This window comes from Pandoraea sp. LA3 (assembly GCF_022696215.1).
Taxonomy (GTDB): Bacteria; Pseudomonadota; Gammaproteobacteria; order Burkholderiales; family Burkholderiaceae; genus Pandoraea; species Pandoraea capi.
Window position 1 is genome coordinate 89,175 of the sequence record NZ_PTPY01000034.1, and the last position, 14,110, is coordinate 103,284.

Here is a 14,110-nt window from a genome sequence, read left to right on the forward strand (position 1 = left end):
CACGCTCCCGCCACTTCCTTCGCGACCCTCGCGACCCTCGCGACCCTTACGGACAGTCACCATGACGACTCTGCTCGACGTCGAACACCTCACGCTCGATCTGCCGCCCAATGCCGATCGCCCGCATGCGCTTCACGACGTCTCGTTCTCGCTCGCGCGCGGCGAGATCCTGTGTATGGTCGGCGAAAGCGGCTCGGGCAAGTCGATGACCGCGAGTGCCCTGCTCGGCCTGCTGCCGCCCGGCGTGCAAGTCAGTGGCGGACGCGTCGCCTGGGAGGGCGCGGGCAATCTGCTGACGTTGCCCGAAGCCGAGCGCCGCCGCTGGCGCGGCGCGCGCATCGGCATGATCTTTCAGGAGCCGATGACCGCACTCAACCCACTGCGCACCATCGGCGACCAGATCGCAGAGGTCTATCGCACGCACACCCGGCTGCCCGGCAGCGCGATTCGCGCGCGCATGCTGGAATGGCTGGAAGCCGTGCACATTCCGTCCCCCAACGATGCAGCGAAACGCTATCCGCACGAGCTTTCCGGCGGACAGCGTCAGCGCGCGATGATTGCGATGGCGCTCGCGCTCGAACCCGAACTGCTGATCGCAGACGAACCAACGACAGCGCTCGACGTCACCACGCAGGCGCAAATTCTCACGCTCATTCGGGAGCTTCAGCAACGCAAAGGGACTGGCGTACTGTTCATCACGCACGACTTCGGTGTCGTGGCCGAGATCGCGGATCGCGTGGCCGTCATGCGACATGGAGAGATCGTCGAGCAAGGCACAGCGCAGACGATCCTGACACGTCCGTCGCATGAATACACACGCTCGCTCATCGCAGCGGTCCCGGCATTGCCATCGGCCTCGGCAGCCAATGCCTCCCCGGTCCAGCGCAACGATGCCACGCCGCCGGTGCTGCGCATCGAACAGGTGCGCAAGACCTACGCGAAGCATGGCTGGCTCGGCAAGAAGGCGCAGGCACACACTGCGGCACTGCGCGACGTCAGCCTCGACGTCGGACGCGGCAAGACGCTCGGCATCGTGGGTGAAAGCGGCTCGGGAAAATCGACGCTTGCGCGCTCGATCCTGCGGCTGATGACACCCGACGCGGGACGCATTCTCTACGGCGACACGGATCTGGCATCCGGCTCGCTCGACGCCGACGCGCGGCGCACGGCACTCGACATTCAGATGGTGTTTCAGGATCCGTTCAGTTCGCTGAACCCACGACGTCGCGTGGGCGACATCGTCACGCAGGGTCCGATTGCACGCGGCGAGCCAGCGCGTGAGGCCCATGCGCATGCGCTTGAACTGTTCGAGCTGGTCGGCCTGAGCGCCGATGCGCTCGATCGCTTTCCGCATGAGTTCTCGGGCGGACAGCGTCAACGCATCGGGCTGGCGCGGGCATTGGCGATGCGCCCGAGGGTGCTGGTCGCGGACGAACCCGTGTCGGCGCTCGACGTCTCCGTACAGGCGCAGGTGCTTCGTTTGCTTGCGCGGCTCAAGGCGGAGCTGGGGCTGTCGATGATCTTCATCACACATGACCTGCGTATCGCGGCGCAGTTGTGCGACTCGCTCGCCGTCATGAAATCAGGCAGCGTGGTCGAGTACGGCGAGACGTCGACGATCTTTCGTGCGCCGTCGCATCCGTATACGCGCGCACTGCTCGACGCGATTCCAGGGCGCGCGCGGGAAACTGGCAGTGACGCTCAGGTGCTCACCGCCGCCTGATCATTTGCGCAGATCGGCGATCGACAGGTACGGCAGCCACGTGCCAGACGCCGACAGACTCGCGAACACGTGTTCTTTCGTCTGCGCAAGGAAGGTCTCGATGTGCTGGCGCGCGAGCGCTTCCGCGCGCGGCGCATTGCCTGTCACGAGCGCACCGATGATGCTCTCGTGGTCGTGTTCGATACGCGGGCGCACGCCCTGCACGCCGAAGCCCAGCGACACGAGACGCGCCATGTCGTCCATCAATCCGGCCAGCGTCCGATACAGGCGAGCATTGCCGCTGGCGGCCGCTATCGTCAGATGGAACTTGCGGTTCGTGTGCAGGAACCACTCGATCTGGTGGTCGATGGGCTTGTGGGCGAACGGCGCCTCGCAGGCTTCGTCCAGTCGTGCAAGCAGTTCGGTGTCGACGTTGCCGCACGCGAGCCGCGCCGCCATCGGTTCGAGCTGGGCGCGCAGGGTGAAGATCTCTTCGACGTCAGCGAGGGTCACCGGCGAGATGCGATATCCCTGACGAGGAATCGCACGCGCGAAGCCTTCATGCACCAGTCGTACCAGCGCCACACGACAACTCGTGCGTGCAATGCCGTACCGACGCATCAACTCCGCCTCGCTCACCACCGCACCCGGCATGATCTCGCACGTCAGCACGTCGTGACGGATGCGCTCGTAGGCATCGTCGCCGCGTGCCAGCGCGACGGCTTCTTCGCTATCGGACGTCCGTATGGAAGACGCAGGGGCGGGTGAGGCGGGAGACATGACTTAGTACCCTCGTGCGGCGTCATAGACGAATGGCAGCGGTGCGCCGCGCCGATGCGCACCGAGCACTTCCGCCACCTGACGCGCCCGTGCCGCGTACGACACCGTCGACGCGATATGTGGCGTGACGAATACCTTCGGATGATGGCGCAGCGTGTCGCCCGGCGGCAGCGGCTCGACGTCGAACACATCGACGAAAGCCGAGCGCAGGCGACCGCTGTCGAGCGCATCGAGCAACGCCTGTCGGTCGAGATGTGCACCACGACCGACCTGTATGACGCTCGCTCCGGGCGGCAACTGCGCGAACAGCTTGCGTCCGAGAATGCCGCGCGTTGCGGGCGTGTCGGGCAGCAGGTTGACGAGGATGTCGGTCTCGGCGACCAGCGCATCGAGTTGCGCGTCGCCGGCGAATACGTTCACCCCGGCGAGCCGCTTCGGCGTGCGCGACCAGCCATTCACGCGAAAGCCGTTGGCGTACAGGCGGGTGGCAACGGCACTGCCCAGCTCGCCCAGCCCCAGCACACCGACACGTGTGTCGCGCGCAAGGCGTCCGGTCAGTTCGTTCGCCCAGCGGCCGTCGCGCTGTGCCGCGACGAGCGCGGGCATGTCCCGGACGATGGCCAGCGCCGCGAACGTCACGAAGTCGCTCATGCGCTCGCGCGTCTCGTCCGTCACCATGCGAACGATGGGGACGTTGGCGGGCAGTGCCGGGTCGGCCAGGATGTGATCGACGCCCGCCGCCGCACTCAGGATCAGGCGCAGACGGGGGTAATGGGCGAGACGTCCGTGATCGGGCTGGTAGACCAGCGCATATTTGACGTTGCGGGCGTCGACGAACGGGTCGTCCCAGCCATAGACGCGCAGGCCCGGCATCAGCCGCGCGAAATGGTGTTGCCATTCGGTCAGCGCGGCCACGCCGCCCGACTTGATCAATAACGTATCGCCTTGCATGACTTCGGGGGATGGCGCCTCGCGCCTGGGGGCGAGGGCTTCAGGATGGAGCGGCATCCCATGCTACCGGCCACCCCGCGCGCGGCTAAGCATTTGTTATCGAAAAGCTTATGAATGCCCGGAAGAAATGCACGTGGCGACGGAGCATAAGCCTCCAGGAAGCGCTCAAACCTGCCCGGGCAACGTCCCACCCGAAAGAATATTTCTCGAATTTCCGGTGTATTTCGCGTGCCTCGTCCCGTTAGCCGAAACGCTCGTCGTCTCACGCAAACGTCCGCCGGGCGGGCCTCATCACCATGCTGCGACGCAACAATTCGATCGATTGTTGCGATATTCACAATAATCGATCTGTCACGCGGGCATTGTCTGCCCCCGCTGACAACCGCTATAGTTGGCCCGCCCCCGCGACGCGATTCGCTTGTTCCTTCGCATGTGAAGGACCTGCGAGGCGAGCAAGCGCATCAGCGTCATGTTGCAAACGTAGTTATCAATGCGATGCCCCCATCGCCAGTAGAAATGAGAGAGACAGCGACAGCCAACGCAGGAATCAGCAACCCGCCCCCCACTCCCGAAGAAGTCCGCAAGCGCGTTTTCGCGATCGTGGCCGCGTCGTCGGGGAATCTGGTCGAGTGGTTCGACTTTTACATCTATGCCTTCTGCGCGATCTACTTCGCGCCGGCGTTCTTCCCGAGTTCGGACCCGACGGCCCAACTGCTCAACACTGCCGGCGTCTTCGCGGCCGGCTTCCTGATGCGTCCCATCGGCGGCTGGATCTTCGGCCGCATTGCCGACCGTAACGGCCGCAAGAACTCGATGGTCATCTCCGTGATGATGATGTGCTTCGGCTCGCTGCTGATCGCGGCACTGCCGACTTACGCCAGCATCGGTAACTGGGCCCCGGCGCTGCTGCTGCTCGCGCGTCTGCTCCAAGGCCTGTCGGTCGGTGGGGAATACGGCACGACGGCGACGTACATGAGTGAAGTGGCGCTCAAGGGCCGTCGCGGCTTCTTCTCGTCGTTCCAGTACGTGACGCTCATCGGCGGCCAGTTGCTCGCCGTGCTCGTGGTCGTGATTCTTCAGCAGTTGCTCAGCGAAGCCGAACTCAAGGCGTGGGGCTGGCGTATCCCGTTCGTGGTCGGAGCGATCACGGCGGTGGTGGCGCTGATGCTGCGTCGCACGCTGCATGAAACGTCGACGAGCGCGAGCCGTAACAACCGCGACGCCGGGTCGATTGCCGGTCTGTTCCGTCACCACAAGGCCGCGTTCTTCACGGTGCTCGGCTACACCGCCGGCGGGTCGCTGATCTTCTACACGTTCACCACCTACATGCAGAAGTATCTGGTGAACACGGCCGGTATGCCGATCAAGACGGCGAGCTACATCATGACGGGCTGCCTGTTCGTCTATATGTGCATGCAACCGATCTTCGGCATGCTCTCGGACAAGATCGGCCGTCGCAACAACATGCTGTTGTTCGCCGGCCTCGGTGCGATTTGCACGGTGCCGATCCTCACGGCGCTCAAGACGGTGCAAAGCCCGACGAGCGCGTTCGTGCTGATCTGCCTGGCGCTGGCTATCGTGAGCTTCTATACGTCGATCAGCGGTATCGTGAAGGCCGAGATGTTCCCGATCGAAGTGCGTGCGCTGGGCGTGGGCCTGGCCTATGCAGTCGCCAACGCCATCTTCGGCGGCTCGGCCGAATACGTGGCGCTCGGCCTGAAGAAAGCGGGCATGGAGCCGACGTTCTACTGGTACGTCACCGGCATGATGGTGCTGGCGTTCCTGGTGAGCCTGCGCCTGCCGCGTCAGGCAAAGTACCTGCATCACGAACATTGATCCTGACGGCGGAGGTGCGAACTTTCGCGCCGCGCCTTCGCCGACACATCAGTACCTCGACGCTTTACCTCGCGTGGCGCGCTCCGGCGCCCACGTGACGGCCTGATCTCCTCCCCGGCTTTCCCTGCCCTTCCCGTTTCATCCTGAACGTCAGACGTCGTCCCCGGCAGCCAGCTTCGCGGCCTCCCAGATGGCGTCGAGCACGGGGTGCGGCTGGTGCCGTCGCCGATAGAGCGCGATGTCGAACCCGATCTGCCAGTCCTTGCCGCCGACGATGGCGAGCGTGCCGCGCGCGACGTCGTCGGCCACGAGACGCTGCGGCAGCCAGGCAATGCCGGCACCGCGTCGCGCCATCGCGAGAATCGCTTCGTAGGAATCCGCCTGATAGACGGGCTTGAGCGTAGGACGATTCGGCATCTCGGCCAGATGGCGCGCGAGCACCGCCCGCAGCGTCAATGTCCGGGTGAACGCCAGCCACGGTATCGACGCCGGACCGGCTGCGAGCCGGTATCTGGCGCGGCCCTTGGCATCGAGCGCACTGACCGGCACCAGCACTTCGCGCGCCACGCTCAACCAGTCGAATCGCTCCTGGTCGATGAGAAGACGCGTGTGCGCACTGGAATAGACGATAAGCAGATCGACTTCACCGGCCGCAAGTCGCAGGATGGCTTCCTCTGCGCCGCCCGTCGACAGCGTGGCGGTAAAGAAGCCGATGCGCGAGACGGTTTCGTCGTACCAATCGGGGAAGAACGTGGCGGCGAGCGTACGTCCGGTGGCGATTCTCAGGTTGTTTTCGAGCGTGGGCGCGGCGTCCTGCAACTGCGTGCGGGCGCTGTGAAGAATATCGAGCGCATTGGTGGCAGCGTCGAGAAACACCGTGCCCGCCGCCGTCAGTTCGAGCGGCTTGCTGCGCTCGACGAGTCGCGTGCCGACCCACTCCTCCAACGCGCGAATACGTCGACCAAACGCCGGATGCGTGACGAACCGGTTCTCCGCCGCCCGCGTGAAGCTGCGCGTGCGGGCCAGTTCGACGAAGTCTTCGAGCCATCGCAGTTGCATACCGTCTCCTCGCTACCATCCCACGTTTGTCGCGCGTTCGCGCAACATGACTGCGTATACACGCGCAGGAAGCTCAGGCCGTCTCAGGCCTTCGAGAGCGACTTGAGCGCGTGCTTGATGCCGTCGGACACCGTCGTGCCGTCGGGCACGGACTTGACTGCGGCCAGCGCTTCCTTGTCGGAATAGCCGAGCGCAAGCAGTGCATTGACGACATCGCTCTTGTGGTCGTGCGGCACGGCCGCGCCGGCCACGGTGCCGAGTTGCGCACCGAGCTTGCCCTTGAGTTCGAGCAGCAGGCGCTCGGCGGTCTTCTTGCCGATGCCGGGGATCTTGGTCAGACGCCCCGACTCCTGGAGCGTCACCGCTTGCGCGATATCTGCCACGCTCATGCCCGACAGAATCGCCAGCGCCGTGCGTGCGCCAACGCCCGATATCTTGAGCAGTTCGCGGAAGGTGTTGCGCTCGTCCGGCGAGCCGAAACCGAACAGCAGTTGGGCGTCCTCGCGCACGATGAACTGGGTAAGCAGCGTGACGCGCTCGCCGACGTTCGGCAGGTTGAAGAAGGTGCTCATCGGCACCGAGATTTCGTAGCCCACGCCCTGGCAGTCGACCAGGATGTGCGGCGGATTCTTTTCCAGCAGCGTGCCGGAGATGCGGCCAATCATTGACGCCCCGAGAGAGTGACTTCGACAGGCGGCAAGTGTAGCAAACCAGTCGATGCGCTTTGGGGTTTGGGATGCGGCTTTGTGCGGGCGACGCGCAAGACTTGGGGAACGTCGGATAAATGGGTCTGACCGGGTTTCGCTAAGCCATTGAAAGCTATGCGATTCCGATGTGCTTGTGTCTCTTCGAGTGTCAGTGGCCCTTGGAGATTCTTGCGAGACTGTGCATCCGTTTCGCAGACCACACTTCGACATGACCTACCCCCGATCACGACAACCTCGGTTCAAACACCATTCGGAAACGTTCGATGGGCATCCCATCGCGCTTCCCGGCTCACCCATGCAGGAGACGAAAATGGCGAAGCGTCTGGTACCGATTAACTACACCGCCGGCATTAGCAATACCAGTTTCATTTATCACCTGGGCTGGCTGCTGGCCGAGAATTACCGCGTTCTGCTCGTCGATGCGGACCCGAAATGCGATTTGACCAGCCTTGTTCTGCGGGAGGGTTTCGACCAGCACTACCGCGCAGAAACCACATGTCGCCACAATCTGAAAGATGCAACGCGTGCGGCATTCGAGCTGGACGCCTTTCTCATTCGCGAAATCGACTGCCCTGCGCCGCCTGAGTCTCCCAATTTGCGCCTATTGCCGGGACACGCCAATCTGGCGGAATGCGACTTCCAACTCACGCTTGTGCAGGATGCCAATGCGAGATTCGAGTCGATGGAGAACACACCGGGTGCTTTCCACCATTTGATTTCCTTGTGCGAACGGAAATACGACATCGACTTCACCTTGATCAATGTCCCGGCCGGGTTCGGTGGCGTCAGTGCGAACCTCTTTATGCATAGCGATGTTTTCGTTGTCCCCGTCACACCCGATCCTTTCGCGGTGAAAACGCTGCACACGCTGAAATACGTGCTCGCCCGATGGATCAACTGGAAGAAAAATTCGATGGGAGCTTTCGCAAGAACGGCATACCCGTTGGGCCACGGGACACCGAAGTTTGGCGGAATATTGAACCGCCCAATTGTCGATTACACCGGGTCGATAAAAAGGCCAGCGTTCGAGGATGTCGAGAAAATCAGATACGCAATTTCCAACGACTTTGTTCCCCATCTGTCGACAAAGGGAATGACTTTCCCACTGGAACAGTATCCGCCCAGTCTACTGACGGAGGGGTTCCGTCTTGGTGAAATCGAGGATTACAGCGAACTCCACAGGAGGTCGCTGGAAGTTGGCATCCCGGCTTTTGCGCTTTCCGATTCAGACATCGACGCGTTTGGCGCATCGATAGCACATGGAAAGATGCAACGCGACCATCTTCGCATCCAACTTGAATCCGTCGCGGCGGACCTTGCCTCGCTACTGAACCATGCATGATGCTCTCGCCGCCTTTCGATCCAATATGGACGACGTTGAAGCCTTCGCAGCGTTCTATGACTTCCTGGTGGAGAACATGCGGGGACAGAAGAGTCTCGACGATCTGCTTCGTTCGAAGATCGTCTGTTCTGTCAGCGCGTTCGACAAACTCATGCACGACATCATTCACATCGGGATTATCGATATCTACTCCGGCAACCGAACCTCCACGCCAAAGTATCTCGACGAGCCTATTCCACTCGGTGTCGTTGCCCAATTGAAAGGAGTTGAAGACGCTCCCCGGAGCAACATCTTCTCTCAAACCATTCGCGACAAACTGCGTGCAATGTCTTTCCAGCACCCGGACAAGGTCGTCGACGGACTCAGCTACATCTGGCACGAGAAGCGCAAGTGGAAGAAAATCGCGTCGGCGATGGGAGAAGACGAAGCGACCGTGCGTGTATTTCTCTACGAGGTAGTAAGAAGAAGAAATGCCATCGCCCACGAAGCAGACGTCCACCACTTCCTTCAGGCGAAGCGCCCGATCAATCGCGAGATGGCCACTGATTTCACCCGCTTCATGCGTCGACTAGGCGAAACCATTCACGAACTCGTGCGGTGACCTCAACAGCGCCGCCGCACTTTCGAGGCGGCTTGGGGGCCGCCGCCGTTTGCTCATTTTTCGCTCCCCGCCGCCCTCACCCATCGCCTTCGATCCCTTCAACGAGATCCCCCGTCGAGCGGGCGGCGGCCGAGCGCAGGCATTCGAGTGCTTCAGCGACTGCTGCGCGGTTCGCGCCGTCGTCGCGCCAGTACATCGAGACGCCGCCGAACCCCGCGAGACGCAGCGGCACGATGCGCAGTGCGCCCAGCGCTTGCAGACGACTCGCGGTGCGGTGAGACGCAAGACCGATCATGTCGCTGTTGTTGAGCAGCGTGAGGTTGAGAATCGTCGAATTCGATTCGACAGTGTCGTTCGGCAGCGGATACCCGGCCTCCGCCAGTGCCGCCTCCAAGGCGTTGCGAATCGGCGTGCCGCGCGGCCACACGACCCATCGATATTGCCGGATGTCAGACCAATCCACCGACGCGCGCGAAAACACCGGATGCCGCGCACGCGCCACAAAGTGCAACGGCTCCAGATACAACGCCTCCGTGCGTACATTCCGGTCTTGCAATTCCGGCGCCGAGCGTCCGACCACGATGTCGATCTCGCTATGCGCCAGTTGGTTCATCAGCCGGTCCATCGTGTTTTCGACGACCCGCGCCTGCACGCGCGGCATGCGCTGCAAGAGCAACAGCACCGCGAGCGGCACCGTGTCCGCCGACGACGCCCCCGACGTGCCGATCGCGACCAGCCCGCTGCCGCCCTCGCGCATGGCGTCGAGATCGTCGCGTGCGGTGTCGAGTTGCGCCTCGATGCGGCGAGCGTGCTGGATCAGCGCCTCCCCGTAAGCCGTCGGACGCAACCCCCGCGCCTGTCGCTCGAACAGCGGCAGGCCGATGTCGTCCTCGAGATCCTTCAGCCACTTCGACAACCCGGGCTGTGTCGTGTTGAGCAACGCCGCAGACTGGCTCATGTTGCCGGTCTCCGCCAGGGTCAGCAGCATCTGCAAGTTGCGCAGACGCAAACGATGGGTCCAATCCATGCGTCGTCTCCAGATGCCGGTGCGGCACCCCAAAACCACCCGAGTCATACGATTTTTCGTATGGATCCGATGATTTTTTCATTTCAAAGAATATGTCTCGCCGAGTATAACGCTATCCATAGACCCGAAAGCCACGGCACCGCCGCATGGCTGCGCTTGCCAGACAAGCAGACCGGGCCCCTTCCAATATGGAGACGAGCATGTCCGACCGCGCCCCGAGTGCAGAACGCGCCGCCTATTACGAACACATCGGTCACAACCACATGGCCCCGCTGTGGGAATCGCTGCACAGCCTCGTGCCGCCCCAGCCGCGTCCGCGCGTGGTGCCTGCCATCTGGAAATACAACGAAGTGCGCCCGCTGGTGATGGAAGCGGGACGCGTCATCAGCGCCGAAGAAGCCGTGCGCCGCGTTCTGATTCTGCAAAACCCCGGCACCCCGGGCTCGTCGAGCATCACCGGCTCGCTTTACGCCGGGCTGCAACTGATCCTGCCGGGCGAGATCGCACCGAGCCATCGTCATACGCAATCGGCCCTGCGCTTCATCGTGGAAGGTCGCGGCGCGTGGACGGCCGTCAACGGCGAGCGCACCACCATGCATCCGGGCGACTTCATCATCACGCCGTCGTGGACATGGCACGACCACGGCAATCCGGCGGACGGTGAGCCGGTCGTGTGGCTCGACGGTCTCGACATTCCGCTCGTCCAGTATTTCGACGCCGGCTTCGCCGAGAACTACCCGGAATCGCAGCAACCCGTGCAGCGCCCGGAAGGCGACAGCTTCGCCCGCTACGGGTTCAACATGCTGCCGGTGCATCACAAAGTCAGCGACCCGACGTCGCCGATCTTCAGCTATCCGTACGCGCGCTCGCGCGAAGCGCTCGACACGCTGTACCGCAACGGCGAACTCGATCCGTGGGACGGTATCAAGCTGCGCTACGTGAATCCGGCGACCGGCGGTTGGCCGATGCCGACGATGGCGACGTTCATGCAGTACCTGCCCGCCGGCTTCCAGGGCAAGACGTACCGCAGCACCGACGCCACCGTCTTCTCGGTCGTCGAGGGCCGCGGCACCGTGCGCATCGGCGACGAAGTCTTCCAGTTCGAACCGCGCGATCACTTTGTCGTGCCGTCATGGGCGCCGGTACAACTCGCCGCGCTGGAAGACGCCGTGCTGTTCAGCTACTCCGACCGCCCCGTGCTCGCCGCGTTGAATCTGCTGCGCGAATCGCGTACCTGAGCGGCACACGTCAACGAAACGACGACCCTGCGCCCCGCCATGCATTCGACGAATGCGAGCGGTGCGCGGTCAACATTCTCTCTGTCCTCTCTCTGATTCGACGAGTCAAACACCATGTCCTACGTCTTCACTCCGCCCGCCGTCGTTGGCATTCCCGTTGTCGGCAGCAACGATCAGTTCGCCGTGCGTCGCGTGTATTGCGTCGGCCGCAACTACGCCGCTCACGCCCGCGAAATGGGTTTCGATCCAGACCGTGAACCGCCGTTCTTCTTCTGCAAGCCGGCCGACGCCGTGCTGCCGGTCGCCTATGGCGACACATTGGAGTTGAAGTACCCGGCGCAGACGAGCAACTATCACTACGAAGCGGAACTGGTCGCCGTGATCGGCAAGGCCGGTTCGGACATTCCGCTCGATCAGGCGCTGGAGCACGTGTGGGGTTATGCCGTGGGTCTGGACATGACGCGTCGCGACCTGCAAATGAAAATGCGCGAGATGGGCCGTCCCTGGGAGATCGGCAAGGCGTTCGACGCCTCGGCCCCCATCGGCCCGATCCATCCGGTGTCGAGCATCGGTCATGTCGAAAAGGCCGCGATCTCGCTGACGGTGGACGGCGTACAAAAGCAGAAGAGCGACGTGACGCACCTCATCTGGTCGGTCGCCGAGACCGTATCGTATCTCTCGCAATTCTTCCGTCTGGAACCGGGCGATCTCATCTACACCGGCACGCCTGAAGGCGTCGGTCCGGTGAAGGCAGGCGAGACGATGGTGACGGCCGTCGAGGGACTCGGCGAGATCACGGTGCGTGTGGTCTGAGGCATCGTCATGCAGCTCTACAGCTTCTTCAATAGCTCGACGTCGTATCGCATTCGCATTGCGCTCGCGCTCAAGGGCATTGCGTTCGACACCATCCCGGTGAACATTCGCGTCGGCGAGCACCGTGCCGCGCCCTACGTCGACGAGGTCAATGCGTCGGCCACGGTGCCCGCCATCGTCGACGGCGACTTCGCGCTCGGTCAGTCGCTCGCCATCGTCGACTATCTCGACGCGAAGTATCCCGAGACGCGTCTGGTGCCGCAAGACATCGAGGCGCGAGCCCGTGTGCTCGAACTCGCGATGCTCATCAGTTGCGACATCCACCCGGTGAACAACCTGCGCATTCTGAAGTATCTGCAAGGCCCGCTGGGCCTGTCCACGGAGCAGAAGGACACCTGGTATCGGCACTGGGTGGCGGAGGGCATGGCCGGTGTCGAGCGTCTGCTCGTCAGGTACGGTCACGGCGAATGGTGTTTCGGCGACGCGCCGACATTGGCCGACGTCTGCCTGATTCCGCAGATCGCCAACGCGCAACGCATGGGCTGCGATCTGTCGACCTATCCGCGCGCGATGGCGGTGTATGCCAAGGCGGCGACGCACCCGGCGTTCGTCTCGGCAGCCCCCGATCGTCAGCCGGATTACACGGCCTGAACATGACGCGGCACAAACTCGGCGTCGTCGGCCCGCAAGCGGCCGCACGCCGTAGATGAAAGGCAGGAAGGGCGGAAAGTGCCCGAGGAGACAAGCATGACGCAAACCCATCAACCCAAAGCGCTCGTCGTAGGCGGGGGCATCGGCGGTCTGGCCGCTGCCCTGGCACTCGCCAATCAGGGCGTGCACATCGAACTGCTGGAGCAGGCCGAGACGATCGGCGAGATCGGTGCAGGCATTCAGTTGGCCGCCAACGCATTCGCCGCGCTCGATGCGCTCGGCGTTGGCGAGGCCGCGTGCGCACGCTCGGTCTTCACCGACCACATCACGCTGCGCGACGCCATCGACCGCAGCGTCATCGCAGAGGTCGACGTCGGAGCGCCCTATCGCGAGCGCTTCGGCAACCCGTACGCCGTAATCCATCGCGCCGACATCCATCTGTCGATTCTCGAAGCCGTGCAGCGCAATCCGCTGATTCAGTTCCGCACGGCAACCCGCGTCGTCTCGCTCGATCAGGATGCGAACGGTGTCACCGTCACGGATCAGCATGGCGAGCGCCACACGGCCGATGCCGTGATCGGCTGCGACGGCGTGAAGTCTGCCGTGCGCGAAGCACTGATCGGCGACGAACCGCGCGTGACGGGTCACGTCGTGTATCGCGCCGTGGTGGACGTCGAGAACATGCCGAAGGACTTGCAGGTCAACGCGCCGGTCGTGTGGGCCGGTCCGCACTGCCACCTCGTGCACTACCCGTTGCGCGGCGGCAAGCAATACAACCTCGTGGTGACGTTCCACAGCCGCGAGCAGGAAGTCTGGGGCGTGCGCGACGGCAGCAAGGAAGAAGTGCTGTCGTACTTCGAAGGCATCGACGCGCTGCCGCACCAGATGCTCGACCGCCCGACCTCGTGGCGACGCTGGGCCACGGCCGATCGCGACCCGGTCGAGCAGTGGAGCTTCGGACGCGCCACGATCCTCGGCGACGCCGCGCATCCGATGACGCAGTACATCGCACAAGGCGCGTGTCAGGCACTGGAAGACGCCGTCACGCTCGGCGCCGCCTACGCCGCTGCGAACGGTGACTTCACCGAAGCCTTCCGCCGTTACGAACACGCCCGTATTCCCCGCACCGCCCGCGTGCTTTACGGCGCGCGCGACATGGGACGCGTCTACCACGCCAAGGGCGTAGACCGCTGGGTGCGTAACTCGCTCTGGCAAGGCCGCACGCAGACACAGTTCTACGACGCGTTGCAATGGCTGCACGGCTGGCGCGCCGAGAACTGCCTGTCGCAAACACCGTGGCTGCCGAATGCGTGATTGCGTGACGGCAAACGGCGTGGCGGCATGAGCGCATAGCCCCACCCCGAGCATCCCCGGCATCAACCCCGCAGCGGACAAAAAAACCA

13 protein-coding genes are annotated in these 14,110 nt (G+C 63.3%); 8 read left to right on the top strand and 5 right to left on the bottom strand.

The window, feature by feature from the left end; genetic code table 11:
- Positions 1–61: 61 nt before the first annotated feature.
- Positions 62–1,723, top strand: a complete 1,662-nt coding sequence (locus C5N93_RS14615; RefSeq protein WP_242559830.1) for an ABC transporter ATP-binding protein — start codon at positions 62–64, stop codon at positions 1,721–1,723.
- Here the strand turns inward: C5N93_RS14615 and C5N93_RS14620 are convergent, their stop codons facing one another.
- Both C5N93_RS14620 and C5N93_RS14625 read right to left on the bottom strand, forming a co-directional pair.
- Positions 1,724–2,482, bottom strand: coding sequence for a GntR family transcriptional regulator (locus tag C5N93_RS14620; protein ID WP_242559831.1), 759 nt, complete (start codon positions 2,480–2,482; stop codon positions 1,724–1,726).
- A gap of 3 nt (positions 2,483–2,485) precedes the next feature.
- Complete coding sequence (locus tag C5N93_RS14625) at positions 2,486–3,490, bottom strand: glyoxylate/hydroxypyruvate reductase A (protein WP_242559832.1); 1,005 nt, start codon at positions 3,488–3,490, stop codon at positions 2,486–2,488.
- Between the two features lie 459 nt (positions 3,491–3,949).
- Here C5N93_RS14625 and C5N93_RS14630 point away from each other — a divergent pair, with 459 nt between their 5' ends.
- On the top strand, positions 3,950–5,269 hold the full coding sequence (locus C5N93_RS14630; RefSeq protein WP_242559833.1) for an MFS family transporter: 1,320 nt from the start codon (positions 3,950–3,952) through the stop codon (positions 5,267–5,269).
- Between the two features lie 150 nt (positions 5,270–5,419).
- On the opposite strand, the gene C5N93_RS14635 is transcribed toward C5N93_RS14630, so the two are convergent.
- Positions 5,420–6,328, bottom strand: coding sequence for a LysR substrate-binding domain-containing protein (locus C5N93_RS14635; protein ID WP_242559834.1), 909 nt, complete (start codon positions 6,326–6,328; stop codon positions 5,420–5,422).
- Positions 6,329–6,411: 83 nt separating this feature from the next.
- Positions 6,412–6,993, bottom strand: a complete 582-nt coding sequence (ruvA, locus tag C5N93_RS14640) for a Holliday junction branch migration protein RuvA (protein ID WP_069340224.1) — start codon at positions 6,991–6,993, stop codon at positions 6,412–6,414.
- Positions 6,994–7,345: 352 nt separating this feature from the next.
- Between ruvA and C5N93_RS14645 the strand changes: the two genes are divergently transcribed.
- Both C5N93_RS14645 and C5N93_RS14650 read left to right on the top strand, forming a co-directional pair.
- A complete protein-coding gene (locus tag C5N93_RS14645; RefSeq protein ID WP_242559835.1) occupies positions 7,346–8,377 on the top strand; it encodes an AAA family ATPase in 1,032 nt (343 codons plus the stop codon).
- 25 nt (positions 8,378–8,402) lie between these two features.
- Positions 8,403–8,978 carry a hypothetical protein gene (locus C5N93_RS14650; protein ID WP_242559836.1) on the top strand — a complete coding sequence of 192 codons (576 nt, stop codon included), beginning with the start codon at positions 8,403–8,405 and terminating at the stop codon, positions 8,976–8,978.
- Positions 8,979–9,054: 76 nt separating this feature from the next.
- Here C5N93_RS14650 and C5N93_RS14655 read toward each other — a convergent pair whose 3' ends face one another.
- Complete coding sequence (locus tag C5N93_RS14655) at positions 9,055–10,005, bottom strand: LysR substrate-binding domain-containing protein (protein WP_242559837.1); 951 nt, start codon at positions 10,003–10,005, stop codon at positions 9,055–9,057.
- 200 nt (positions 10,006–10,205) lie between these two features.
- Here C5N93_RS14655 and gtdA point away from each other — a divergent pair, with 200 nt between their 5' ends.
- From gtdA to C5N93_RS14675, 4 genes are all read left to right on the top strand, one after another.
- Positions 10,206–11,243, top strand: coding sequence for a gentisate 1,2-dioxygenase (gene gtdA / locus C5N93_RS14660; protein WP_069340228.1), 1,038 nt, complete (start codon positions 10,206–10,208; stop codon positions 11,241–11,243).
- A gap of 114 nt (positions 11,244–11,357) precedes the next feature.
- Positions 11,358–12,056 carry a fumarylacetoacetate hydrolase family protein gene (locus C5N93_RS14665; protein ID WP_069340229.1) on the top strand — a complete coding sequence of 233 codons (699 nt, stop codon included), beginning with the start codon at positions 11,358–11,360 and terminating at the stop codon, positions 12,054–12,056.
- 9 nt (positions 12,057–12,065) lie between these two features.
- A complete protein-coding gene (maiA, locus tag C5N93_RS14670) occupies positions 12,066–12,707 on the top strand; it encodes a maleylacetoacetate isomerase (RefSeq protein ID WP_242559838.1) in 642 nt (213 codons plus the stop codon).
- Positions 12,708–12,803: 96 nt separating this feature from the next.
- Positions 12,804–14,021, top strand: coding sequence for a 3-hydroxybenzoate 6-monooxygenase (locus C5N93_RS14675; protein WP_242559839.1), 1,218 nt, complete (start codon positions 12,804–12,806; stop codon positions 14,019–14,021).
- Positions 14,022–14,110 lie beyond the last annotated feature (89 nt).

Excerpts from the sequence above, each read along its gene's own strand:
- C5N93_RS14615 (WP_242559830.1), top strand. The coding sequence starts at position 62 with ATGACGACTCTGCTCGACGTCGAACACCTCACGCTCGATCTGCCGCCC.
- C5N93_RS14620 (WP_242559831.1), bottom strand. The coding sequence starts at position 2,482 with ATGTCTCCCGCCTCACCCGCCCCTGCGTCTTCCATACGGACGTCCGAT.
- C5N93_RS14625 (WP_242559832.1), bottom strand. The coding sequence starts at position 3,490 with ATGCCGCTCCATCCTGAAGCCCTCGCCCCCAGGCGCGAGGCGCCATCC.
- C5N93_RS14630 (WP_242559833.1), top strand. The coding sequence starts at position 3,950 with ATGAGAGAGACAGCGACAGCCAACGCAGGAATCAGCAACCCGCCCCCC.
- C5N93_RS14635 (WP_242559834.1), bottom strand. The coding sequence starts at position 6,328 with ATGCAACTGCGATGGCTCGAAGACTTCGTCGAACTGGCCCGCACGCGC.
- ruvA (WP_069340224.1), bottom strand. The coding sequence starts at position 6,993 with ATGATTGGCCGCATCTCCGGCACGCTGCTGGAAAAGAATCCGCCGCAC.
- C5N93_RS14645 (WP_242559835.1), top strand. The coding sequence starts at position 7,346 with ATGGCGAAGCGTCTGGTACCGATTAACTACACCGCCGGCATTAGCAAT.
- C5N93_RS14650 (WP_242559836.1), top strand. The coding sequence starts at position 8,403 with ATGGACGACGTTGAAGCCTTCGCAGCGTTCTATGACTTCCTGGTGGAG.
- C5N93_RS14655 (WP_242559837.1), bottom strand. The coding sequence starts at position 10,005 with ATGGATTGGACCCATCGTTTGCGTCTGCGCAACTTGCAGATGCTGCTG.
- gtdA (WP_069340228.1), top strand. The coding sequence starts at position 10,206 with ATGTCCGACCGCGCCCCGAGTGCAGAACGCGCCGCCTATTACGAACAC.
- C5N93_RS14665 (WP_069340229.1), top strand. The coding sequence starts at position 11,358 with ATGTCCTACGTCTTCACTCCGCCCGCCGTCGTTGGCATTCCCGTTGTC.
- maiA (WP_242559838.1), top strand. The coding sequence starts at position 12,066 with ATGCAGCTCTACAGCTTCTTCAATAGCTCGACGTCGTATCGCATTCGC.
- C5N93_RS14675 (WP_242559839.1), top strand. The coding sequence starts at position 12,804 with ATGACGCAAACCCATCAACCCAAAGCGCTCGTCGTAGGCGGGGGCATC.